The 24640-nt window shown below is 30.5% G+C and carries 20 protein-coding genes and 2 tRNA genes; 4 read left to right on the top strand and 18 right to left on the bottom strand.

Going from position 1 to position 24640, the window contains the following annotated elements:
* Nucleotide 1 precedes the first annotated feature (1 nt).
* The 11 genes from trxA to proS are packed head-to-tail and all read right to left on the bottom strand — an operon-like array spanning nt 2 to nt 12966.
* A complete protein-coding gene (gene trxA, locus VE128_01610) occupies nt 2-325 on the bottom strand; it encodes a thioredoxin (protein ID HZD84226.1) in 324 nt (107 codons plus the stop codon).
* Complete coding sequence (gene argB / locus VE128_01605; GenBank protein ID HZD84225.1) at nt 310-1104, bottom strand: acetylglutamate kinase; 795 nt, start codon at nt 1102-1104, stop codon at nt 310-312. The genes trxA and argB overlap by 16 nt, the downstream gene beginning before the upstream one ends.
* A complete protein-coding gene (locus VE128_01600; GenBank protein HZD84224.1) occupies nt 1064-2059 on the bottom strand; it encodes an N-acetylornithine carbamoyltransferase in 996 nt (331 codons plus the stop codon). The genes argB and VE128_01600 overlap by 41 nt, the downstream gene beginning before the upstream one ends.
* Nucleotides 2007-5210: a carbamoyl-phosphate synthase (glutamine-hydrolyzing) large subunit gene (gene carB, locus VE128_01595; protein HZD84223.1), complete on the bottom strand. Its 3204-nt coding sequence runs from the start codon at nt 5208-5210 to the stop codon at nt 2007-2009. Before carB ends, VE128_01600 begins: the two co-directional genes overlap by 53 nt.
* A complete protein-coding gene (gene carA / locus VE128_01590) occupies nt 5200-6276 on the bottom strand; it encodes a glutamine-hydrolyzing carbamoyl-phosphate synthase small subunit (protein ID HZD84222.1) in 1077 nt (358 codons plus the stop codon). Before carA ends, carB begins: the two co-directional genes overlap by 11 nt.
* A 1-nt stretch (nt 6277) precedes the next feature.
* On the bottom strand, nt 6278-7417 hold the full coding sequence (locus tag VE128_01585; GenBank protein ID HZD84221.1) for an aminotransferase class III-fold pyridoxal phosphate-dependent enzyme: 1140 nt from the start codon (nt 7415-7417) through the stop codon (nt 6278-6280).
* A 3-nt stretch (nt 7418-7420) separates the two neighbouring features.
* A complete protein-coding gene (gene argC, locus VE128_01580) occupies nt 7421-8392 on the bottom strand; it encodes an N-acetyl-gamma-glutamyl-phosphate reductase (protein ID HZD84220.1) in 972 nt (323 codons plus the stop codon).
* The gene (locus VE128_01575) at nt 8389-10101 is read right to left on the bottom strand and encodes an argininosuccinate synthase domain-containing protein (protein ID HZD84219.1); all 1713 of its coding nucleotides are present in this window, start codon (nt 10099-10101) and stop codon (nt 8389-8391) included. Before VE128_01575 ends, argC begins: the two co-directional genes overlap by 4 nt.
* Nucleotides 10098-10997, bottom strand: a complete 900-nt coding sequence (locus VE128_01570; GenBank protein HZD84218.1) for an NAD-dependent epimerase/dehydratase family protein — start codon at nt 10995-10997, stop codon at nt 10098-10100. Before VE128_01570 ends, VE128_01575 begins: the two co-directional genes overlap by 4 nt.
* The gene (locus tag VE128_01565; protein HZD84217.1) at nt 10997-11509 is read right to left on the bottom strand and encodes a crossover junction endodeoxyribonuclease RuvC; all 513 of its coding nucleotides are present in this window, start codon (nt 11507-11509) and stop codon (nt 10997-10999) included. The genes VE128_01570 and VE128_01565 overlap by 1 nt, the downstream gene beginning before the upstream one ends.
* Complete coding sequence (gene proS, locus VE128_01560) at nt 11506-12966, bottom strand: proline--tRNA ligase (protein HZD84216.1); 1461 nt, start codon at nt 12964-12966, stop codon at nt 11506-11508. Before proS ends, VE128_01565 begins: the two co-directional genes overlap by 4 nt.
* 57 nt (nt 12967-13023) lie before the next feature.
* Here proS and cysS point away from each other — a divergent pair, with 57 nt between their 5' ends.
* Nucleotides 13024-14469, top strand: coding sequence for a cysteine--tRNA ligase (cysS, locus tag VE128_01555; protein HZD84215.1), 1446 nt, complete (start codon nt 13024-13026; stop codon nt 14467-14469).
* 6 nt (nt 14470-14475) lie between these two features.
* Here cysS and dnaE read toward each other — a convergent pair whose 3' ends face one another.
* A complete protein-coding gene (gene dnaE, locus VE128_01550) occupies nt 14476-18549 on the bottom strand; it encodes a DNA polymerase III subunit alpha (protein ID HZD84214.1) in 4074 nt (1357 codons plus the stop codon).
* Between the two features lie 25 nt (nt 18550-18574).
* Nucleotides 18575-18649, bottom strand: a tRNA-Val gene (locus tag VE128_01545).
* 332 nt (nt 18650-18981) lie between these two features.
* Here VE128_01545 and smpB point away from each other — a divergent pair.
* On the top strand, nt 18982-19443 hold the full coding sequence (gene smpB, locus VE128_01540; GenBank protein ID HZD84213.1) for an SsrA-binding protein SmpB: 462 nt from the start codon (nt 18982-18984) through the stop codon (nt 19441-19443).
* Here the strand turns inward: smpB and VE128_01535 are convergent.
* The 5 genes from VE128_01535 to VE128_01515 form a co-directional block, all read right to left on the bottom strand.
* Entirely contained in the window at nt 19440-20180 is a 741-nt protein-coding gene (locus tag VE128_01535; protein HZD84212.1) for a twin-arginine translocase subunit TatC, read from the bottom strand. The two genes, smpB and VE128_01535, sit on opposite strands and share 4 nt — an antisense overlap.
* 51 nt (nt 20181-20231) lie before the next feature.
* Entirely contained in the window at nt 20232-20702 is a 471-nt protein-coding gene (gene greA / locus VE128_01530) for a transcription elongation factor GreA (protein ID HZD84211.1), read from the bottom strand.
* Entirely contained in the window at nt 20683-20940 is a 258-nt protein-coding gene (rpsT, locus tag VE128_01525; GenBank protein ID HZD84210.1) for a 30S ribosomal protein S20, read from the bottom strand. The genes greA and rpsT overlap by 20 nt, the downstream gene beginning before the upstream one ends.
* A 32-nt stretch (nt 20941-20972) precedes the next feature.
* A tRNA-Glu gene (locus VE128_01520) sits at nt 20973-21044 on the bottom strand.
* A 4-nt stretch (nt 21045-21048) separates the two neighbouring features.
* On the bottom strand, nt 21049-22293 hold the full coding sequence (locus VE128_01515; GenBank protein ID HZD84209.1) for a 3-phosphoshikimate 1-carboxyvinyltransferase: 1245 nt from the start codon (nt 22291-22293) through the stop codon (nt 21049-21051).
* On the opposite strand from VE128_01515, the gene hisG reads away from it, so the two are divergent.
* Together hisG and hisD are read left to right on the top strand one after the other, a co-directional pair.
* Nucleotides 22294-23172 (top strand): ATP phosphoribosyltransferase, encoded by an 879-nt coding sequence (hisG, locus tag VE128_01510; protein HZD84208.1) that lies wholly within the window; start codon nt 22294-22296, stop codon nt 23170-23172. It abuts the gene before it with no gap.
* Between the two features lie 28 nt (nt 23173-23200).
* Nucleotides 23201-24490 carry a histidinol dehydrogenase gene (hisD, locus tag VE128_01505; GenBank protein HZD84207.1) on the top strand — a complete coding sequence of 430 codons (1290 nt, stop codon included), beginning with the start codon at nt 23201-23203 and terminating at the stop codon, nt 24488-24490.
* Nucleotides 24491-24640: the final 150 nt, after the last annotated feature.

The raw sequence follows: 24640 nt of genomic DNA, 5'->3' as shown, positions 1-24640 counted from the left end.
TTTAAAAAAAATCTTCTTCAAAAACATTTTCTAATTTAGATTCCAGAATACTTTTTTTTGCATATCCAATATGTCTATATTTTTCTTTTCCCCCTTTAAAAAAAACTAGAGTAGGGATACTTCGTATATTATATTCGGAAGCAATTTCAGGATGTTTCTCCACATTAACTTTTACAATAAAAGCTTTTCCTTTATATTTTTCTGCTAATTCGTCTATATCGGCAGAGAGAGCCAGACAAGGTCCACACCAAGGTGCCCAAAAATCTACTAAAACAGGAGTTTTAGATTGTAAAACAACTTTTTTTAAATTTATTTCTTTTGCCATATTTTTCTTTTTGTTAGTGTTAAAATTGTTCCATATTTTTTTTTCTCTATAAAAAGACCTATTTTTACTAGAGTAACTCCAGCTTTTAAAGCTAAAAAAGCACTTTCTAATTTAGTGATCATTCCATCTGCAATTACTTTCTTTTTTTTCAATTCTTGGAAGGTCTTTTCATCCATTTTATGGATAAATGAATTATCATTTTTTAGATCAAGTAAAACACCTTTTTTTTCAAATACATAGTGTAAACTAACCTTATGATGCTGAATTAGAGATTCAGCCACATTTGCTGCAATATTGTCCGCGTTAGTATTAAGCAAACCACCATTCCCATCATGGGTAATTGAACACATTACAGGAATAAATCCCTTTTCAAGAAGAAAATTTAGAAAAGGAAGGTTTAAACTTTTTTTCCTTAAATTTCCTACATTACCATAATTTCTTTCCTTGAAAGAAGGTCTAAAAGTTTTAATAAAATTTCCATCTGCTCCAGAAAGGCCTAACGCAGGACAACCTAAAGATTGTAAAAAACACACTATTTTTTTATTAATAAGTCCAGCATATGTCATAGTTACTATGTCAAGTGTAATATCGTCCGTAATTCGTCTTCCATTAAAGAAATAAGAAGAAACGCCTAATATTTCAGAAACTTTTCCGGAAATTTTTCCACCTCCATGAATTAATATTTTTCCTCCTTCAAGATGATGAAAAGCTGTTAAAGAATCCTTTAACATATCTACATTATCGATAATATTTCCTCCTATTTTTATTAAATGAATCACTTAATATTTTTTTTAAAATTTCAATGAAAACTGTTTGTGTAGAAAACATTCTGTTTTCAGCTTGTTGAAAAACAAGAGAATTTTTTCCATCTAGTACAGAATCTTCCACTACTATTCCTCTTCGGACTGGAAGACAATGCATAAACTTACCGTTATTTGTTAAACTCATTTTTTCTTTTGTAATTCTCCAATTAGGATCTTGAGAAAGTATTTTTCCGTATGATAAATAGCTGCTCCAATTTTTTGCATAAATAAAATCAGCTCCTTCAAAAGCTTCCTTTTGGTCATAAGTTATTTTTGCCATTTGACTAAAACGTTTATCTAGTTCATACTCTTTTGGATGAGTAATAACTAAATCAACTTCCGAAAGTTGCGAAACCCATTGCAAAAAAGAATTAGGGACAGAATGAGGTAAAACTCTTACATGTGGAGCCCAACTTAATACAACCTTAATCCTTTTTTTTTTCGGTGGACGGAATTCTTCAATGGTAATTACATCAGCTAAGGATTGCAGAGGATGTAAAGTTGCACTCTCTAGACTAACTACAGGCACTCTAGAATAATTTTTTATTTTTTTGAAAAAAAGTTCTTGGGAATCATAATATCTATCTAAAAATTTTGGAAAAGTGCGTACTGCTAAAATATCACAATAAAGACTCATTACATAGATAGCTTCTTTAATGTGTTCTTGACTTGTTTCCATAACAGTTCCATCATTAATTTCAATTTTCCAAGAATCATTATCTGCATTTAAGATCCAAATATTGGCTCCTAAATTAAAAGCGGCCTTTTGACTACTTAAACGAGTACGTAAGCTTGGATTAAAAAAAACTAAACCAATAGCTTTATTTTCTCCCATTTTTTGGAAAGAATAAGGATTTTTTTTGAAATACTTAACCTTTTCAATGAGTATCCATAAATCCTCTACATCTTCTAGACTTAGAAATTGGTTCATTGTAAGTATCTAAAGATACTGGATAAAGATCCTCTATCGATAGTTTGCAAAAAGCATTTATAAAAGTTTTTGCTAAACAGCAATCAGTAATTAAGGGAATGTTTAAGTCTATTGCAGCCCTACGAATGACATAATCATCATCTAAATTTCTTAATTTTTTAGAAACGTTAATAACAATATCCAGTTTTTCTACTTTCATAATCTCTTTCGACCCATGTAAAAAAATGGATTTTATACCTTGATTATACAAAAAATTCCAAGACTTCCATGTAGCAAATAGAACATAGTTTTTTAATGCTTCAATTTCGAAAAATAAGGCATTTTCTGAAATGAAAATGTTTTTTTCAGTAATTCGGTATCCGATTGATAACATCGCTTTCATTAAAGCTTCTTCTAAGCTTATACCAAGACTTGCTACTTCTCCAGTAGAAGTCATCTCAACTCCGAGAATGGGATCAGATCCATGTAGGCGAGAAAAAGAAAATTGAGAAGCTTTCACCCCAAAAAAACTCATATTTAAATTTTTATTTTTCCAAAAAAGTTTTTTACCAAAAATAGCCTTTGTTGCGAAATCGATAATGTTAATATTCGAAACTTTTGAAACGAAAGGGAAGCTTCTCGATGCCCTTAAATTACACTCTATTACTTGAATATGATCATCTTTAAGTAAAAATTGGATATTAAAAGGACCAGAAATATTAAAATGTTTAGCAATTTTTTTAGATAGTCTTTCTATTTTTTTTATAGAAGAGAACCCAATATTTTTTGGTGGATAAATTAAAGTAGCATCACCTGAATGGATTCCAGCAAATTCCACATGTTCAGAAATTGCATAAAAAAAAATTTTTCCAAAAGCAGCAACTGCGTCAAATTCAATTTCTTTAGCATTCTCAATAAATTTGCTTAAAACGATAGTTTGTTCTGGAGTTATTTTTCCAGATTTTTTAAGATAAAAATTAAAATAATCAGAATTGTAAACTACTTGCATTGATGCACCAGATAGAACATAAGAAGGACGAACTATCACTGGAAATCCAACTTTTTTAGTAAAATCTTTAGCATAAGAAAAATCAGAGAATTCTTGCCAAAGAGGTTGACTAATTCCTAGATTATCTAAAGACTTAGAAAAAATATGTCTGTTTTCCACCTTATCAATAGAAATAGGAGAAGTACCTAATACAGGAATACCGCTTTTATAGAGTTTTAAAGCTAAATTATTGGGAATTTGTCCTCCCATAGATACTATTATTCCTAAAGGTTTTTCTAGTTCTAGAATATCTAAAATACGTTCAATACTAAGCTCTTCAAAATAAAGCCTATCACATTTATCAAAATCCGTACTAACTGTTTCTGGATTATAGTTAATCATCAAAGATTGAAATCCTATTTCTTTAATAGTTTCTAGGGTTTTTACACTACACCAATCAAATTCCACGCTGCTCCCAATGCGATATACACCTGATCCTAAAATGAGTATGGATTTTCTATTGAAATCTACATCATGTTCTGATGCGTGATAGCTTAGATAAAGGTAATTCGTATTTGCAGGATACTCTGCAGCCAATGTATCAACTCTGCGTATAAAAGGAATAATTGATAGAGATTTTCTATTTTTTCTGATATATTTTGATACTCTCTGGATTTCTTCTTCCGAAACAAAAAAACTTGCAATCTGTTCATCTGAAAATCCTTGCTTTTTAGATTCTATTAAAGATTTATATGGAATTTTAGACCAATTTCCATAATAAATCAAATTATTTTTTGTTTGAAACAAACTTTCTATTTTTTTCAAGAACCAAGGATTTATCCTTGTAATATGATGAATTTCCTCAATAGTAAATCCAGCATAAAAAGCTGATTCTATTACTTGAATACGTTTATCTGTTGGGTTTTTCAGCATTTCCTCAATCATTTCATGGGTGGTTAAAAAAAGCTTTTTCGTATTTATAAAACCTAGGAGGCCTAGATCAAGCATCCGAAGTCCTTTTTGGAAAGCCTCTTCAAAAGATCCACCTAGAGACATTACCTCTCCAACACTTTTCATGCTGCTCCCAATTTTTTGGTCAACACCATCAAATTTTTTAAGGTCCCAACGTGGAAATTTACAAACTATATAATCTAAAGCTGGTTCAAAAAAAGCGGAAGTAATTCCAGTAACTACGTTATTAAGCTGATGTAATCCATAACCTAATGCAAGTTTAGCAGCTATAAAAGCTAATGGATAAGCAGTTGCTTTAGAGGCAAGTGCACTCGAGCGAGAAAGACGTGCATTAATTTCAATGACGCGGTAATCTCCAGAATTTGGAGATAAAGCAAACTGGACATTACACTCTCCAATGATACCAAAATGACGAATAATTCGAATAGAAATCTCTCTTAGATGATAATATTCGGAATTACTCAAAGTTTGAGAAGGCGCTACAACAATGCTTTCTCCAGTGTGAATACCAATTGGATCAATATTTTCCATATTGCAAACAGCAATACAATTATCGAAACGATCACGAATAACTTCATATTCTATTTCTTTCCATCCTTTAAGAGATTCTTCAATAATAATTTTATTCGTATACGAAAAAGCTTTTCCAGCTATAAATTTTAGTTCATCCATATCATACGCAAATCCACTTCCTAAGCCGCCCAAAACATAAGAAGAACGAACTATCACTGGAAATCCAACTTCTTCAGCTTTTTTCAAAGCTTTTTCAATAGAATCAGCTGAAACACTTCTTGCATTTTTTATTCCAAGAGTTTGGAGCTCTTTACGAAAGAGTGCACGATCTTCACTTCTAACAATAGACTTAATTGGAGTTCCTAATACTTTTAGTTTATATTTTTCAATAATTCCTTTTTTATAGAGTTCTATTCCACAACTCAGGGCAGTTTGACCACCAAACGACAATATTAAACCATCAAGGGTTTCTTTTTGTATAACCTGTTCTACAAAATAAGCATTTAGAGGCAAAAGATAAACTTTATCAGCTATTCCTTCAGAAGTTTGGACTGTTGCTACATTAGGATTAATTAGGACGGTAAAAATACCTTCCTCTCTAATGGCTTTTAATGCTTGAGTTCCAGAGTAATCAAATTCACCAGCTTCTCCAATTTTCAATGCACCTGAACCTATTAGAAGAACTTTCTTAATTTTCATTGGATCTTTTAATTAGATCAAAAAAATAATCAAACAAAAATTCAGTATCATTTGTACCTCCAAAAGCTTCTGGATGGAATTGCACAGAAAAAAATGGTTTTTTTTTATGTATTATACCCTCGCAACTTTGATCATTTAGATTTTTGAAGAATATTTTCCATTGATCAGGAATAATTTTGGAATCAATCACATAACTATGGTTTTGTGATGTAATGTATGCTTTATTGGTAGAACTCATTATTACTGGTTGATTGTAGCTTCTATGACCATATTTAAGTTTTCTCGTTACAGAGCCGGCGGCTACGCCAAGTAGTTGATTACCTAGACAAAGGCCAAAAATAGGCTTATTCCATTTTAATGCTTTTCTAAGATGTAGAATAGTTTCTTTGTATACCTTAGGATTTCCTGGTCCATTGGAAAGAAAGATTCCGTCAAAATCTTTTTCCTTAGTAAAATCATAATTACAAGGTACACGAATAATTGAACAATTTCGTCGAAGCAAACATCGTAGAATGTTGTTTTTTACTCCACAATCAATCAGTAATATTTTGTATCGACCATTTCCATAAATAATTTTTTCTTTAATGGATATCTTCTCATTTTCTTTGCTGGAATCGAAAAAGGGAATGTTTTTCTCCAAACAGAGGATTTTTCCTAGCATAGTCCCTCGTTTTCTAAGTATTTTCGTTAAGCATCTCGTATCCAATCCATAAAGACCTGGAACTTTATATTCTTTTAACCAATTGGATAGATTTTGAAACATTTTACCCTTAAAATGGTAATAATCTGAAACAAGCAAACCTGAAACATGAACTTTATTTGATTCATAAAATCTAGAGATCAATTTTTTGGATAAGGGAGAAATAGGAACCCCATAGTTTCCTATCCCGGGATAGGTAAAAAGTAAGATTTGACCAAAATAGGAAGGATCTGTTAAGCTTTCCACATATCCAGTCATTGTAGTATTAAAAACTACTTCACCTGAAGATGATATAGGTGCACCAAAATGATATGCTTCATATTTTTCTCCATTTTCTAGATGAAGAAAAGCAATTTTTTTTTTCATTTTAGGATTCCAAAGAACGGACCAGTTTTTTTATGAATAATTTTACATGATCTTTTGTTATATTTAGGGGAGGGAATAATCTTAAAACGTAAGGATCAGAAGAAAATCCAACAAATACTTTTTCCTGATTTATCAGAACTTCTATTAATTTTTTAACAGGAAAATTAAAACGCAATCCTATCATTAAACCACGTCCTCTTATTTCCTCAATATGAGGAATATCTTGCAAGTGTTTCAATAATTCTTCTCCTATTATTTTAACGTTTTTTAAAAGGTTTTCGTTTTTAATAACTTCCAAAACAGAAATACCAGCAACACAAGCCAAATAATTACCTCCAAAAGTACTTCCCAACATTCCATTAAATTCTTCAAATTTTGGGTGAATTAGCACTCCACCAATCGGAAACCCATTTCCCATACCTTTAGCTAAAGATATAAGATCAGGTTTAACACCTGAACGCTGATGTGCAAAAAAATCTCCAGTTCTGCCATATCCACTTTGGATTTCATCCAGTATGAAAACGGTTTCATAGTGGCTGCACATATTTTGCACTTCTCGTAAAAAAAAATCGCCCGGATCAATTATTCCGGAGATTCCTTGTATTCCTTCAGTAATAAGAGCACAAACGTTCCTTTTTCTTAATTCTTTTTCCACAGATAACAAATCTTTATAGTTTAAAAAAAGGACTTCATGCTTAGAATTGAATGGGGCTAAAATTTTGGTATTATCCGTAATAGATGCAGAGCCGCAAGTTCTGCCATGAAAAGAACCCTTAAAAGCTAAGATCTTTTTTTTTCTGTTATGAAAAGAAGCAATTTTAAGAGCATTTTCTATAGATTCAGTCCCAGAATTGCATAAAAAAAGTTTATAATCTTCATATTCAGATACCTGACATAGTAATTCTGATAATCTTTCCTGATTAGGTATGTGAACATAATTTGAATAGAAAGTAATTTTATTTATTTGGTACTTTAAAGCTTTTACATAATGTGAATGTAAGTGTCCAATTGAAATCACAGCATGTCCACCATAAAAATCTAAATACCTTTGTCCATTTTGGTCAAATAAGTATGACCCGGAACCTTTTATTAATTCTATTGGAATAGAATTATAAACGTTGAATAATCTTTGGTGGATCATATTCTAAAATAGTGAAGGTTTTAATTTTAGGCCACAATTCTCTTCCCATCCTTGCATGATGTTCATGTTTTGTACAGCTTGACCTGAAGAACCTTTTAATAGGTTATCAATTATGGAAGTGATGATAATTTTTCCATTTTTCAAAGATAAATGTAAAAAACATTTATTAGTGCCTATTACCTGCTTTAAATCTAGTTCTCTTTCTGATAGATAAACAAATGGATGTTTTTTATAATAATTCTGATATAGATCTTTATTCTCATCTAGAGAAAGATGCGTTTCAGTATAAACCGTTGAAAGAATTCCTCTAGAAAAATTTCCTCTATATGGCACTAGAAAAATTTCTTTATTAAAAGATTTTTGGTATCGATGAATTACTTCTCTAATCTCATTTAAATGATGATGAATAAAAATATTATAAGAGGAAACGTTATTATTTCTCCAGCTAAAATGAATTTTTTCATTTAGAGCCTTTCCTGCGCCTGTAGATCCGGTAATAGCACTTATATGAATATCACTTTTCAAACATTGAGCATAGGATAGAGGTAAAATAGCTATCTGAATAGCGGTTGCAAAACAACCAGGATTTGCAACACATCTAGCCTTTCTAATTATAGATCTTTGTTGTTCCGGTAATCCATATACAAATGATCGCATTCCAAATGCAGAATGTTCAATTAATCTAAAATCATTGCTTAAATCTATTACATTTGAGCGATCAGATATATTTTTTAGAGCTTCTCTGGAAGTTCCAGGATGGAGACATAGAAAAACGACATCAACATCTTCATCTAATTTTTTGGTGAATTTAATTTCAGTTTCCCCAAGTAAATCAAAGTGAACTGAATAAAGAGGATTTCCTATCTCCCTAACACTTAGAACGCTAGTTAGATCCACTCTAGGATGAGTTAATAGTAACCGAATCAATTCACCAGCAGTATAACCTGCTCCTCCTATAATGCCGGTTTTAATCATTTAATGCTGTGATAAATTTTCATCTGATTTCCAAAAATTTTGGTGAACCCTTTCACATCTTTTTCGGACCATAAATGGTTCATTTCTCCATACTGTGCAACTTTAGATTGCATCATGTCAAATTCAGAACAAATACCAACTAATTCAAATCTATATGGATGTAAAAGTACAGTTACTTTTCCGCTTACTCTTTTTTGACTATTCTCTAGAAAAGCTTCAATGTTTCTCATAACTGGATCTAGATATTGGGCTTCATGCAGTAAAGTTCCATAGGTATTAGCTAGTTGATCTTTCCAATATATTTGCCATTTTGTCAAAACATGCTTTTCAAGAAACTGATGTGCTTTAATAATGATTAAAGCAGCAGGGGCTTCGAAGGCTACTTTACCTTTAATACCAAGGAGAGTATCTCCTACATGAAACTCTCTTCCAATAGCAAAAGGAGAAGAAATTTCTCCTAATCTAAGAATGTTTTCCACAGGATTTCCCTCCCTTTTATTAATAGAGACAAACTCTCCTTTTTCAAATTCTAATTCTATTTTCTCACTTTTAGTTTTTCTTAAAGGTGTAGGATAAGCTTCTTCTGGAATATTTTTATCCGAATTGAGAGTTTCTGCTCCCCCAATACTAGTTCCCCAAATCCCCTTATTTATAGAATATTTGGATTTATCACAGGCTATTTCGAGGCCTTTTTTTTGCAGATATTTTATTTCTTCTTTTCTAGAAAGTTTTTTCTCTCTAATGGGACTTAGAATAAGTTTATCAGTACAAAGGATTTGAAAAGCTAAATCGAAGCGAATTTGGTCATTTCCAGCTCCAGTACTTCCATGTGCAATAGCTTTAGCTTTTATAGAATTAGCGTATTCTGCAATTTTTATGGCTTGGAAAAATCTTTCTGAACTAACTGAAAGCGGATAGGTATTATTTTTTAATACATTGCCAAATATTAGGTATTTTATACATCTACAATAATACTCTTTGGTTGCTTCAATGTTCTGGTGATATTTAGCTCCTATTTTTAACGCCCTATTTTCAATGTTTTTTAGTTCTTCGAAAGAAAAGCCTCCAGTATTTACCAGAGCCGTATGCACTTCGTATCCTTCTTCAAGCAGAAATTTCAAGCAGTAAGAAGTATCTAATCCCCCACTATAAGCTAAGACTACCTTTCTCTTTTCTTCCTTATTTTTAGGATCATATAATAAGCCTGTACATAAACACATTCTTTTTTGATTTCGCAGGAGTATGTCATAATTTGCGCAACTTTTACATCCTTTCCAAAAATTTTCATCTTGTGTAAGCTGATTAAATGATACAGGAACAAAACCTAATTCCGTATTTATTTTAAAGACGGAGGAATTCGTGGTTATGCTAAATATTTTAGCTTTTGGAAACTTTTTTCTAGAAAGTTTAAAAATTTCAGATTTAATGGATTTTGCTAATCCTTTCTGTCTGAATGGAGGAAATACGATAAGTCCAGAATTCGCTACAAATTGTTTTTTCTGAAAGACTTCAATATAACCGAATCCAGCAATCTGCTTATCATAAAAAGCCAGAACTGCATCCCCATTTATTATTTTAGTTTTAATATATTCAGGATCTCTTTTCGAGATTCCTGTACCTCTTATCCTTGCAGAATCCTTTATTTGCTCGCAAATTAAAGAAATATATTTAGAATCATCAGGTATTGCTATTCTTATTTCTACATTCATAAAGTAGTTAATTTTAAAAAATCCAAATATTCGTCTAAAATTTTTTTTAGAGGAAGAAACTGAAACCTAAGGGTTTTTTTTATTTTTTCGTTTGAATAAAGCCCTTTATATGGAAATTTATGAATTTGCTCCAATAGATCTTTTCTAGATAAAGTAGGGAAGATGTCTGGATATTCTATTTTAAATTTTTTCCAGCGTTCTTTGCTGGATGAAAATATTCTATTTAAGGAAATATTTTCGCAGTTGAGAATATAACGTTCATTAAAATGATTTTCTTCCATTAATTGGATACAACATTTTGCAACATCCATAGCAGATACGAAACTATTCATTACCTTTAAACGAAGATCTTTTTTCATTACACAACCAAAGAAAAATGGATCTAGGATAATACTAGGGTTAACAATTACCACGTTTAAGCCTTCAGATCTGCCTCTCCAAACTTCCATTTCAGAAAAAAATTTAGATTTTCCATAATAAGAATGCTCATCTTCCTCAAAAAAAGAATCTTCTGTTATGAATCCTTCATTATTAGGTCTACCTAAAGTTGATGTGGAACTTATATAACAAAATTTTTTTACCCCATTATTTAGGCAAATGTTAACGATATTAGACGTTCCTTCTATGTTTATTTTCTCTAAAAGTTCAATGTCTTTTTTAGAAAAAGCTATTATCTCTTCAGCGTGAAAAACTTCTCTAACACCATTAATACACTCTTGTAGAGTAGGGATATCTATGATATCTCCCTCAACCCATTCAACTTTTTCCAAAAATTTATTTAAAAGAAAATTACAGGTCTTTTTTTTTTTTAAAGCGCGAACTTTTATTCCTTTTTGGAGAAGATTTAACAAAATAAAACTTCCTACATAACTTTCTGCACCAGTAACAAATACCATTATCCTTCAATTCTTCGAATAGGAAAATTTTTATTTAGAAAATGACATATAGCGACAGAAAGCCCATCACTTGCATCAAAATTTTTTTTTGGAAAATTTTCTCCTTTAAATTTAAAAAAAAACTTTAACATTTCATAAACTTGTTTTTTGGAAGCGTACCCTTTACTTGAAAGTGCCATTTTTACTGTTCGAGGGGAATATTCAACAACTGACAAATTTCTATATAAACCAGCAGCAATCGCTCCAGTCTGGGCACGTACGAGTTTTAACATAGATTGAATATTTTTTCCTAAAAATGGAGCTTCAATAGCTAACTCATTAGGATGAAAAGCATCTATTAGGGAAAGAGTCTTTTCGAAAATTTTTTTTAACCTAGAATTCGGTTTTTTTAATCTACCTAAAAAAAATTCTTCAATAAGAAGTAATTCAATTTTTTGATCAACTTTAATTAATCCAAATCCAATAACGTAGTGACTTGGATCAATGCCTAAAATGATCTCTTTTTTTATCAATAAGCTCTAGCAAAAAGGACCCTTTGTTTCGAAATGTTACCTGAATAAATACAATTACCGGATTCTTTAGAAAAACCTATAGGTATACAACGAATAGTTGCTCTAGTTTCCAATTTTATTTTTTTCTCTATTGAAGAACTTCCATCCCAATGAGCTAAAATGAACCCTCCTTTTTCCTCGATAATTTTTTTGAATTCTTCATAATTATTCACACATCTTATAGATCTATCTCTCCTATAAGATGCTCTATGATAGAGATCTTTTTGTATTTTTTTTAGAACATCAGGAATATGTGAGGCTAAACATTCTAGAGATAATTTTTTTTTTTGGAAGGTATCACGTCGGAAAAGTTCAACTGTCCCTTTTTCCAAATCTTTGGGACCAATTACAATCCGTAAAGGAATTCCTTTCATATCATATTCGTTAAATTTCCATCCTGGACTATAAGAATCTCTGTTATCATAGATAACACTAATCTTTTGATATTTAAGTAAAGACTTTATGGAATCAACTATGCAAGAGATTTCGTTCAACTGTTTACAGTTTTTATAAACTGGGACAATAACTACTTTAATAGGAGCTAAACTAGGAGGCAAAACGAGACCTTTATCATCCGAATGAGTCATTATTAAAGCTCCTATTAAACGAGTAGATATACCCCAAGATGTAGCCCAAGCATATTCTTTTATACCATATTTATTGATAAATTTTACATTAAAGGACCTAGAAAAATTTTGTCCTAAAAAATGGGAAGTAGCAAGCTGTAAAGCTTTATTATCTTGCATAATAGTTTCAATACAATAAGTTTCTTCAGCTCCAGAAAAACGTTCTAACGGGGTTTTAATTCCTTTAATTACTGGAATAGCCAGAAAATTTTCTATAAAATCTTTATAGATTTCGAGTATTTTTTGAGCTTCTCTGCTAGCTTCTTCTAGAGAAGAATGAGCAGAGTGGCCTTCTTGCCATAGAAATTCAGAAGTTCTTAAAAACAAGCGTGGCCTCATTTCCCAACGAACAACATTTGACCATTGATTGAGCAATATGGGTAAATCCCGATATGATTTAATCCAACGTCTGTAAGTGTTCCAAATAATAGATTCTGAGGTAGGCCGAACAACAAGTTCTTCTTCAAGCTTAGAATCCGGATCTATAATTATTTCGCTTTTATTTTTTTTTAACCTATAATGAGTAACGATAGCACATTCTTTAGAAAAACCTTTTGCATGATCAGCTTCCTTTAAAAAATTGGATTTAGGAATAAATAAAGGGAAATAGACATTTTCATATCCTGTGGATTTGAACCTTTTGTCAAGTTCATCTTGAATTTTTTCCCATATGTTAAACCCGTATGGCTTAATAATCATACATCCACGTATACCAGAATTTTCTGCTAACCCGGATTTATAGACTAGTTCATTATACCACTTAGAATAATTTTCAGAACGGGGGGTAATCATAAAAGTCAATAATTTGCCAATTTGGCTGAGCCAATAAATACACAAAATTTGAAAATGATGGAAAAAATTCAAAAGAATCATTTAAAAATCTACAATTCGCTTAGTGGAAAGAAGGAATCATTTAAACCAAAAAATTCTGATTACATCAAAATGTATGTTTGTGGTCCAACTGTTTACGGTTATATACATTTAGGAAATTGTAGAACATTTATTTTCTTTGATCTTGTATTCAGATATCTTAAACATTTGGGATATAAAGTACGTTATGTACGTAACATAACTGATGTAGGACATCTGGAAAATGACTCAGATTATGGAGAAGACAAAATTGCTAAAAAGTCTAAGATGGAAAAACTTGAAATAATGGAAATTATTCAAAAATATAGTTTGGATTTTCAAAAAAATTTAAGTTTTTTTAATGTTCTTCCTCCTAGCATAGAACCCTATGCTAGTAGCCATATAATAGAACAAATTGAATGGATAAAAAAGCTTCTAGAAAAAGAATTGGCATATGAAGTAAACGGTTCAGTTTATTTCGAAATAAAGGCTTATGAAAGATGGTCTCACTATGGAGTTTTAAGTAAGAGAAAAAAAGAAATTACAAAAAGTCGTTTATCTTTAAAAAAACAAGAAGAAAAGTTCAATACTGAAGATTTTGCGCTTTGGAAAAAAGCGAACTCAAAATATAGTATGAGTTGGCCTTCTCCTTGGGGCCAAGGATTTCCAGGATGGAATACAGAATGTGCTGTAATGAGTACAAAATATTTAGGAGAAAGTTTTGATATACATGGGGGAGGAATAGATTTAAAGTTTCCGCATCATGAATGCGAAATAGCTCAAATACAAGGACTTTATGGTAAGTCTCCAGTAAAATATTGGATGCATACAAACTTGCTAACTATCAAAGGACAAAAAATGAGCAAGAAAACTGGGAATATATTCCTTCCTGAAACTCTATTTAAAAGAATTCATCCTAGTATTATCCGTTTTTTTCTTCTTAAGACTCATTACCGAACCCAATTAGATTTTTCATATGAAACACTTTTTTCTTCAGAAAGGTCTTATTCTCGGCTAAGCGACTCATTTAAAGTTTTGAAAAACTTGCCAATAGGTAAAAAATCTACTTTTGATGTTCTATCTTGGAGAGAAAAATGTTATGAAGCTATAGATGATGATTTTAATAGTCCAATGCTAATTATGCTGCTATTTGAAGCAGTAAGCTGTATAGAGAAAAAACCAGAACTCGTAGAAGAGGACTTAATTCTCTTTAAAAAAACAATGAATGACTTTTTTTTTGAAGTTCTAGGTTTAGAACTTATAGATGAAAATCAACCTATAATTTACGATTATTCCAAAAATTTAATTGAACTGATCATTCAAGTTCGAAATAGGGCAAGATTTGAAAAAAATTGGGATTTATCAGATTATATACGTTTTGAGATGTCTCGTTTGGGAATTCGTTTGAAAGATGGGAAAGAAAGCACACAATTTGAAATTGTGTAGAGAAGACTATTCAATAAATGGAGTAATTCCCAGGTCATCTTTTAATTTTTTTATATCTATCTTCAAATACTTAGAAATGAACATTAATTTTATTTTTTTACTATTAATTTTTATGTAAAATTTTTTATTTCCGTTTTTTATTATGGTTTTTAACTGATTTATCAGACTTTCATTAAGTTTATCCACATTTATTCGAATAATTAAACTATTTGTCATATTTACAGACTGCAAAAGCTGTATATGAAGGATTCGAAAATAAATTTCCCCATTTTGTTTTTGTATTGGAATAGTCTTAAGGTGAATAAGAGCATTTTTCTGAAGAATAGGTATATATTTTAAATATTCTTCTCCAAAAATACGGAACTCTATGCATCCTTTATGATCTTCTAAAGAAAATAGACCATATCTATTACCGCTTTTATAAGATATTTTCTTTTCGCATTTAAGAACAATTCCGCATACATTAAGTATTTTACCAATTAAATTATTTTTATTCTGATTTATCTCACACAAAGAGACATAATTTTTTATTTCGTACTTTAGTGTATGAGAAGTAATATAAATACCTAAAACTTCTTTTTCTTTGGTTAATTTTATTATTTTAGGCCAGGGTTTGGCATATGCCAAAATTGGCTCTGAAAGAGAATTCTTCCTATTTTTTAACCCAAATAGGATAATTTTCTCTAGTGTTTTTTCTTCCTTAAAATATTGTGCACGGTTAATTGTTTCAAAACAATCAAAAGCTCCTGCTAAAATAAAGTTTTCCAAAACTTTTTTATTAATTAACCTTAAATCAATTCGCTTAACAAAATCGAATATTGAAGTATATATACCGTTTTTTTCTCTCTCGGAGAGTATCTCAGAGAGAACTGATCTTCCTATACCTTTAATAGATCCAAAGCCAAAACGAATTTCTCCATGTTTGGTTACTGTAAAAGCATAATCACTTTCATTAATATCAGGTCTTAAAACGGGGATTCCCATCCTTCTACATTCTTCCATAAAAAGAGTTATTTCTTTTAGGTTATTCAAATTATTGCTCAATACAGAAGCCATGTATTCTTCTGTAAAATGTGCTTTTAAATAAGCTGTCTCGAAAGCAATATAAGCGTAACAAGTGGAATGAGATTTATTGAAGGCATAATAGGAGAAGGCTTCCCAATCTTTCCAAATTTTCTCTAAAATTTTTTGAGAATAACCTTTTCTTTTTGCTCCCTCAAAAAATCGTTCTTTCATTTTGTCCAGTATGTTTTTTTGCTTTTTTCCTATTGCTTTTCGTATTAGGTCAGCATGACCTTTTCTAAACTCGGCTAGTTTTTCTGCTAGAAGCATTACTTGTTCTTGATAAATAGTAATGCCGTAAGTATTACTTAAGAATTCTTCCATTTCAGGTAGATCATAAGTTATAGGCTCCAATCCGTGTTTTCTTGCTATAAAATTTGGAATATATTGCATAGGACCTGGACGATATAATGCATTCATTGCGATAAGATCATAAAAAGTATCCGGCTTTAGTTTTCTAAGATACTTTTGCATTCCAGTAGATTCGTATTGGAAAACTGCTACAGTTTCCCCTTTTTGAAAAAGTTTGTAAGTTTCTATATCATCTAAAGGAAAAGAATCTAATTCAGGATTCTTTTTTTTTATTAGGTTCAAAGCATCTTTAATAATAGTTAAAGTTTTTAATCCAAGAAAGTCCATTTTAAGAAGTCCTACACTTTCTACTACCTCGTTATCAAATTGGGTAACTAGCAATTCAGAAGATCCAGAAACTGGGATAAGTTCTCTTATATCTGAAGGTGCAATAATAATACCACAAGCATGTATTCCTGTACTTCGGATAGATCCTTCAATAATCTTAGCTTGACGAAGTGTTAAAGATTCTAATCCAGAATTTTCGTAAATTTTTCTAATCTTTATTACATTTTTTATTTCACTTTTAAAAAGGTTTAGAGAAGAAATATTTTCTGAAAATAGCCTTTTTAAGGAAATATTTGGGATCATTTTGGTTATTCTATCTACATCAGATAAAGGTAACCCTAAAACTCTAGCTGTGTCTCGTATAGATAATTTTGAAGCCAAAGTACCATATGTAATAATATGAGCTACTTGAGTTGTTCCATATTTTTCTACAACCCATTTGATAATTTTATCCCGGCCTCTATCATCAAAATCTATGTCAATATCTGGCATTGAAACCCTATCTGGATTCAAAAAACGCTCGAAAAGTAAACCGTATTTAATTGGATCTATATCCGTAATCCCTATACAGTAAGCTACTACAGATCCTGCAACTGATCCTCTTCCAGGTCCAACTGAAACGTCCATTTTTCTCGCTTGAGATGTAAAATCCTGTACTATAAGAAAATAACCTGGATAACCAGTTTTTTTTATAATATCTAACTCTAACTCTATACGAGTTTTTATAGAGCTTGTAATTTTACCGTAACGATACTTAGCTCCTTTATAAGTCAGGTGTTTCAAAAAAGCGTTAGGGTCTTTAAAAGATTTTTGTAACTTCGGCAGTAAAATATTCTGCATAAGATCATAGTCCTCTACCTTTTCAAGAAGCTCCTCTAAATAATTGAAAGATTCAGGAATATCTGAAAAAATATTTTCTATTTGTTTTGATGTTTTTAAATAGAATTCCTTATTTGGAAATCCAAATCTAAACCCTTTACCCTTACCTATAGGTGTAGACAATTTTTCTCCTTTGCGTACGCAAAGTAAAATATCCTGAGCATCAGAATCTTTTTTATCTAGATAAAAAGGATTATTTTGCGCAATATATTTTACTCTATATTTTTTTGCTAATTTAAGTAAAATTTTATTAACGTAATCTTCTTCTTTAAGACCATGTCTAAGTAATTCTACATAAAAATCTGACCCGAAACATTCATTCCACCAACAAAAAACTTTTTCTGCCTCTATACAACCTCTATTCAAGATTGTAGATGGAATTTCAGAATTAATATCTCCACTAAGAGCTATAAGTTCTTCCTTGTAAATTTTAATAATGCTTTTGCAAACCTTTGGTATCACAAAGGAGTCCCTATCTGTAAATCCATAAGAACTGATCTTTGATAAGTTCTGAAATCCTCTTTTATTTTTAGCTAAAAGTACTTGAGGATAATATTTTTCTGAATTTTTTATATCTATAAAAACTTCGCACCCAAGAACTCCTTTAATGTTTCTCTTCCCATACTTTTTAGATTTTTCATTATACTTATTTATTTCAGTATTAGCTAATCGAATAGATTCCATAAAATAAGCGACGCCCATTAGATTTCCATAATCTGTAATCCCAACAGCTGGCATATTTTGTTCAACTGCTCTATTAACTAAGGATCTTACATCTATAGTAGAACACAGAATCGAAAAACAAGTATGATTATGCAAGTGAGAAAAATTCTTTGCGTATAGAAGTTCATTAGATGTTTCAGATTCTATTTTTATTTCCCTTTTAAAAGAGATAGGGAAGAAGGAAGAATCAATAAATTCTTTTTGCTTTTTTTTAAATTTTTCAAGCAATTTAATTCCAAATACTCCGAAAGATAGAACTCCTATGCGAATTAATTCAAAGAAACATTTTGAGGTAGCTGTTACATCATGAATAGCGTTATGGGTTAAAGAAAGTTCCTTTCTGAAAAGTTTTTGATAAAGTTCCTTAAGAGTAGGCCATTTATTCCTTCTCAAACTAGGAATAGCCTTTTTAGTATCAATGAAGATTTTTTTCAAAATGGAAGTTTTAATATTTTTTCTAAAAAATTCACAATAAAGAACATTTATATCAAATTCTATATTATGCCCGATAACAAATTTACTCTTTTCTAGAGATTGCTCTAAACAATTTAAAACAAAAAAAAGATCATCTCCGACAGACTTAACTTTTTCAGTAGTTATCCCATGTATTTTTGTTGAATTAAAAGGAATGTCTAAACCTTCAGGTTTAACAAAAAAATTCTTAAACTCAACTAGTTCTCCCAAAGTATTATAACATTGCCAAGCAATTTGTACTATACAAGGCCAATTTTCACCTGAAGTTAAACCTGAAGTTTCTGTATCTAAAATAACATACATAATAATAAGAAGAAGAACAGTGAAGTGGACATTACCGGATTCGAACCGATGCCCCTACTCTGTCAAAGTAAGACTCTAAACCAAACTGAGCTAAATGTCCGCAATATAGTGACAATATACTTGAAAACAGTAGATGTTTTTTCTATTCTGCTGTTTTCAAGTATACGAAGGTAGAACGTCCAAATCTATAGATCAGCACATAAAGCAACTATAAGCTATGGAGTAAGTTGATTATTCACCCATTTTTGTGTACATACTTTGCAGGTTTTAGCTATTTTGTTGTTGGACTGATCCAGCATAGCTGGGTAAAAAGGAAAAAAAGATTTGGATACTAAAGCCCATACAGACTGAATTTGAATGCTGTTTGCGTACTTAATTTATTAAGTTGTTTAATTTCTGACATTAAAGTTTTCAGCATCACAGAGAAAAATTATGAATAAAATAAAAAATACATTGAAAAACTGTATTAAAAATAGAAGAGCTTCTTTTGAATATGAATTCATTGAAGAATATGTTGCTGGAATCCAATTATTAGGAACTGAAATAAAATCCATTAGACAAAATAAAGCAAGTATTTCAGAAAGCTTTTGTCTAATGAAAAATGGGGAATTGTATGCTATTAATATATACATTTCAGAGTATCGGATGGAAGCTAATTTCAATCATATACCTAATCGAAGTAGAAAACTTCTTTTGAATAAAAAGGAATTAATAAAAATTAGTAAAAAATCAGAAAAGTCTGGATTAACTATTATTCCTAATAAATTATTTATCAATCAAAAAGGATATGCTAAACTTCAAATTTTTCTGGCCAAAGGTAGAAAAATATTTGATAAACGGGAAGTTATCAAGAAAAGAGAAAATAAACGGGATCGTTCTAGATTTTGTCATTAATTATAAGAAACGTTAATACTTAACTCATATAAAAGAAGAATAGGGATCGCTGCTAGAAACATGTTTAGAGCATCTCCAGGTGTTAGAGCTGCAGATATAATTAAAATAACTAAAAAAGCATGTTTTCTATATGTACGCAAAAAATTTTGATTAATTAATCCAATTTTAGTAAAAAAATAGACAAAAATTGGTAGAAGGAAAGTTAATCCCATAGAAAGTGTAGATTGTATAATGGTATTTACATAATCTGATAAATCAAAAACGTTTTTTAAAATAGGACTTACTTTGAATACATAGGCAAATTGAATGGTCATTGGAGAGAGAACGAAATATCCAAAAAGTATTCCAAACAAGAAGAGTAAAGAAGTTGTTATAAAAATTTTGAGAAAAAAACTTTTTTCTTTCTTAGAAAGACCCGGTTTTATAAACCTCCAGAATTCATACATTATATACGGAAATGATAAAATTATTCCTCCAGTTAAACATACTCCTATATATGCATTAAATTGACCAAAAAGCCTTCTGTTTTGAAGATGCAAATCCTCAGGCAATATAAAATTTTTTTTTCCTTTATCAATCATCCTAAAAAAACGATAAGTAACAAACTTAGATTTAGCTGGTGCTAAAATAATCTTATCGAAGAAGAGTTCTTTATTTAACATAACAGCAGTCATGCCTAAAAATAAAGAAAATAGACTGCGAATAATATGTTTTCTAAGAACTTCGATATGAGACATAAAAGACATTTTTGAGAAGGACATTTTTTTTTTAAAATTACGTAGATCCACTCATTTGAAAATCTCTAGTATTTCATAATCGATTACTCTACCATTGGGTAACTTTATATGAGCTATTTCCCCAACTTTCTTACCCAATAAGCCAGAAGAAATGGGAGAATTTACCGAAATTTTACCCATTTTAAGATTAGACTCCTCTTCTGGAACTAAGGTGTAAATAACCTGATCCCCAGAATTAAGATTTTTTATTCTTACTCTAGAGAGGATCGAAACCTTGGAATAATCCATTTTAGAAACGTCTATAATCTTTGCATTAGCAAAGCTTTTTTTTAGGGAAGCAATACGTGCTTCTAAAAATTCTTGATCTTCTTTAGCTGCATCATATTCAGCGTTTTCTGAAATATCTCCTTTATCTCTAGCTTCAGCTATTTTTCTAGAAATATTTACACGTTCTATACTCTCTAATTTTTCAATTTCTTCTTTAAGTTTTTGAAATCCTTCCTTAGTTACATATTTTTTCATTATTTTTTATGTAAAATAATTGTTTTTTCATCCTTCCTGCCTTGTTTTTATGAATAACTTTTCTTTTCGAAAGTTTATCTATCATAGAAATTGTCTTTCGAAAACAAAAATCCAAGGACGATTTATTCCTATTTTCCTCTTTTTTAAGTTTTTTTATTGCTGTTCGTATAGATTTAAAATAATATCTGTTTCGAACACGAATTTTTTTATTTTTTAAAACTGAAGAATTATTTGCCATTACAAAAAGGTATTTAAATTTAAAAATTTAAGCAGCCCATAGGGGAATCGAACCCCTCTTTTCAGAATGAAAATCTGATGTCCTAACCAATAGACGAATGGGCCTTTATTATATTATCCCAAACCCAAAATAACGCAAATCATTCCAAAAATGGGTATATGATTTTTCAACTACTTCAGGTTTACCTATATTAAGAGTCTCTCTAAGAGAGAAAGGAGCAAACGACATAGCCATTCTATGATCTTCGTAAGTTTTTATAAAAAAAAGATTTTCTTTCTTGTATTCAAACCCAATAATTTGGAAGGAATTTTCGGTAATAATAGATAGGACGCCTATTTTAAATAGCTCCTTTTGCAAAGCTTTAAGCCTATTCGTCTCTTTAATTTTTAGTGTTTCTAGGCCTATTAAAAAACATTTTCTACGTAAAGCAGCACAAGTAACTGCAATAGTTTGAGCAATATCAGGCATAGAATTTAGGTCTAGTTCTAAAAAAGTATGGAGAAAGTTATTTCTTTGACTACTTAATATCATTTTACCATATGTGAAAATGGTATTTATTCCGAAATATTTTCTATATATATATGCGACAAAACTATCTCCTTGATAGCTTTTTTCTTCAAAGTAACTCATTCTAATTTTTACTGTTTTAGAAATAGCAGACAAAGCATAGTAATAGGATGCTGAACTCCAATCAGACTCTACAGAAAAAACTTTCCGATTCAGGTTTTTAGTGGGATTTATACAAATAAAGTTTTTCATCCAAGAGATTTTTATCCCTGTTTTCTTCAAAATATTCAAAGTCATTTGAACATAAGGGGATGAAGTTATCTTTTCTAGAGAAAAGAAAAGTTTTAATCCATTTAAAAGGCTAGATCCTATTAGGATAAGTGCGCTTATATATTGACTGCTAATTTTAGGATCGATAGGGACAGACCATCCAGAGATTTTTTTTCCACATATTTTAAGTGGAGGGAATCCCTCTTTTTCTAAAAAAAAAATCCTAGACCCAAGGATTCTTAAAGCATTCACCAAAACTGAAATAGGTCTTTGTTTCATTCTATTGGAACCAGTTAAAATAATTTCACTACAATCTTTAATAGAAAAATAAGACGTTAAAAAACGCATAGACGTTCCAGCATGTTCAATGTTAATTAAGGATTTTGAGTTTTTTAAAGCTCTTCTTAAGAGATTAGTATCAGAAGCGTGGGAAAGATTATCTATTTTAATTTTTATTTTATCTGTATATATAGCTTGAAGAAGGAGTAACCTATTCGATTCGCTTTTAGATCCGGTGATCCCTATATACCCATATAGGTATGGATCCTTTTTACAAATTTTGAAAATAAAGCACATATGAATAAACTAAAAGTAGCCATTCAAAAATCAGGAAGGCTTTATGAAGATTCTCTTAAACTTCTTAAAGAATGTGGGATAAATATACAATTCAGAAAGAATCAATTAAAAGCTTTTGCGTTAAATTTTCCTTTAGAAATTTTTTTTCTAAGGGATGATGATATTCCTCAATATCTAGAGGATAGTATAGCAGATATTGGAATAGTGGGCGAGAATATTTTTTCGGAAAAAAGGAAAAGAATACAAGTTAAAGAAAGATTGGGTTTTGGCAAGTGTCGCTTATCTATAGCTATTCCTAGACAACTCAATTATAGAGGAATCAAAGACCTAAACGGAAAGAGAATTACCACAAGTTATCCTATTCTTGTTCAAGAATTTCTGACAAAGCATAGTATTGATGCAGAAATTCAAGAAATAAGCGGTTCAGTAGAACTAGCTCCTAGTATTGGATTATCCTATTGCATTTGCGATTTAGTAAGTAGTGGATCTACACTATTCATGAATGGACTAAAAGAAGTAGAGACTCTTTTGCAATCAGAGGCTATATTAGCTTCCTCTATGAGCATAGAGGAAGATCCAATAGGAAAAAAACTAATGAAAGAACTTCTTTTTCGTATCCTAGCTGTAAGAAATGCTAAAAATAATAAATACATATTATTGAATGCTCCAATAAAGAAATTAGATAAAATAATGTCGTACTTACCTACGTACTTACCTAAAAATCTAACTCTAACTATATCTCCATTATTAATCAATTCTCAATTATGTGTAATACATGCTGTAATTAGCGAAAAGGAGTTTTGGAGAGTGGCTGAAAATTTAAAAATTTTTGGTGTTTTTAATATTCTCGTTATGCCTATCGAAAAAATTATTTATTAAGAAATTTTAGAATTATGGAAAGAAAATTATGGAAATAAAAACCTATCCTAATCCCACTTTTCAAATAAGGCCCACAAAAAATTATCGGAGTATTTTAATCTCAAAAGTACGAGAGATTATAAAAAAGGTAAAAATAAATGGGGATTCTGCTCTAAAATTTTATGCAAAAAAATTTGATAGATGTTCTTCTTGGAAAGATATCCAGGTTCTAGAAGAAGATATAGAAAGTTCTATAAAATTAGTATCAAAGTCTTTTAAAAAATCCATAGAACAAGCTTATAAAAACATAGAATTTTTTAACCTTAATCAAATATACCATAAATTTATAAGATTAAAATCAATTTCAGGAGTACTTTGTTGGTATAAAACCTTTCCAATTGGAAAGGTTGGACTTTATATACCAGGCGGATCTGCTCCTTTATTTTCAACTGTTCTAATGTTAGGAATTCCAGCTAGATTAGCTCAATGCAAAAATATTATTTTATGTACCCCCCCCAATTTTAGTGGAAATATTCATACTAATATTATTTACGCTTCAAGAAGAGTAGGAATAAGAAAAATCTATAAAACAGGAGGAGCACAAGCTATTTCCGCAATGACTTTTGGTACACAAAGTATTCCTTCAGTTGATAAAATATTTGGACCTGGTAACATATATGTTACTATTGCTAAACAAATTCTTTCTCAAGAATGTTTGGTTTCCATAGATATGCCAGCTGGTCCAACAGAAGTAGGAATAATAGCTGATGAAATTTCTAGTATAAAATATGTTGCAGACGATATGATCTCTCAAGCTGAACATGGAACTAATAGCCAGATAGTGTTAATCTCACCCAAGAAATATTGGGGAGAAAGCGTAAAGAAAGAACTAAACAGAAAAATATATAATCAACCAAAGAGGTTTCTTGTTAAAGAATCCTTTAAAAATAGTTGCATTATTCTTGTTCCTTCTTTAGAAGAAGGGCTTGATATAGCCAATCAATACTCTCCAGAACATTTAATACTAAACTTTTTGGAATCAGATAGATATTCTGAAAAAATTAGAAATGCAGGTTCTGTTTTTTTAGGAGCCTATTCTCCAGAAAGCGTTGGGGATTACGCTTCCGGGCCAAATCATGTTCTTCCTACTAAAGGGTATGCAAGAACTTTCGGGGGTCTATCAATGGATAGTTTCCTAAAAAAAATAAGTTTCCAAAAGCTTTCTAAAGAAGGGTTGGAGAAAATTTCAGAAACAGTGAAAACTATGTCAGTTTCTGAAGTCCTTAATGCCCATGCTTTTTCTGTTCAATCTAGAATAAGAAATAAAAATAATGATTAGAAAAAACATTAAGGAGCTCATACCATATTCCTCTGCTAGAAATGCATTTTATGGATCTTCTCATATTTTTCTAGATGCTAACGAAAATACTATAGTCTCAGGTGAGGAGTATCCTCGTTATCCTAATCCTTTTCAAGTAGAACTTAAGAA

Origin of the sequence: Candidatus Angelobacter sp. (assembly GCA_035643775.1) — a bacterium.
Taxonomy (GTDB): Bacteria; Bacteroidota; Bacteroidia; order Flavobacteriales; family Blattabacteriaceae; genus DASQPV01.
This window is presented reverse-complemented; position numbering and strand designations above follow the sequence as displayed.

Coding starts and splice junctions, on each gene's coding strand:
- VE128_01570 (HZD84218.1), bottom strand. CDS start 10,997: ATGGTATTTGTTACTGGTGCAGAAAGTTATGTAGGAAGTTTTATTTTG.
- argC (HZD84220.1), bottom strand. CDS start 8,392: ATGATTAAAACCGGCATTATAGGAGGAGCAGGTTATACTGCTGGTGAA.
- smpB (HZD84213.1), top strand. CDS start 18,982: ATGAATAAAATAAAAAATACATTGAAAAACTGTATTAAAAATAGAAGA.
- greA (HZD84211.1), bottom strand. CDS start 20,702: ATGAAAAAATATGTAACTAAGGAAGGATTTCAAAAACTTAAAGAAGAA.
- carA (HZD84222.1), bottom strand. CDS start 6,276: ATGAAAAAAAAAATTGCTTTTCTTCATCTAGAAAATGGAGAAAAATAT.
- hisD (HZD84207.1), top strand. CDS start 23,201: ATGGAAATAAAAACCTATCCTAATCCCACTTTTCAAATAAGGCCCACA.
- rpsT (HZD84210.1), bottom strand. CDS start 20,940: ATGGCAAATAATTCTTCAGTTTTAAAAAATAAAAAAATTCGTGTTCGA.
- VE128_01600 (HZD84224.1), bottom strand. CDS start 2,059: ATGAACCAATTTCTAAGTCTAGAAGATGTAGAGGATTTATGGATACTC.
- dnaE (HZD84214.1), bottom strand. CDS start 18,549: ATGTATGTTATTTTAGATACAGAAACTTCAGGTTTAACTTCAGGTGAA.
- proS (HZD84216.1), bottom strand. CDS start 12,966: ATGATTACCCCCCGTTCTGAAAATTATTCTAAGTGGTATAATGAACTA.
- hisG (HZD84208.1), top strand. CDS start 22,294: ATGAATAAACTAAAAGTAGCCATTCAAAAATCAGGAAGGCTTTATGAA.
- carB (HZD84223.1), bottom strand. CDS start 5,210: ATGAAAATTAAGAAAGTTCTTCTAATAGGTTCAGGTGCATTGAAAATT.
- VE128_01585 (HZD84221.1), bottom strand. CDS start 7,417: ATGATCCACCAAAGATTATTCAACGTTTATAATTCTATTCCAATAGAA.
- VE128_01515 (HZD84209.1), bottom strand. CDS start 22,293: ATGTGCTTTATTTTCAAAATTTGTAAAAAGGATCCATACCTATATGGG.
- trxA (HZD84226.1), bottom strand. CDS start 325: ATGGCAAAAGAAATAAATTTAAAAAAAGTTGTTTTACAATCTAAAACT.
- VE128_01575 (HZD84219.1), bottom strand. CDS start 10,101: ATGAATGTAGAAATAAGAATAGCAATACCTGATGATTCTAAATATATT.
- cysS (HZD84215.1), top strand. CDS start 13,024: ATGGAAAAAATTCAAAAGAATCATTTAAAAATCTACAATTCGCTTAGT.
- VE128_01535 (HZD84212.1), bottom strand. CDS start 20,180: ATGTCTCATATCGAAGTTCTTAGAAAACATATTATTCGCAGTCTATTT.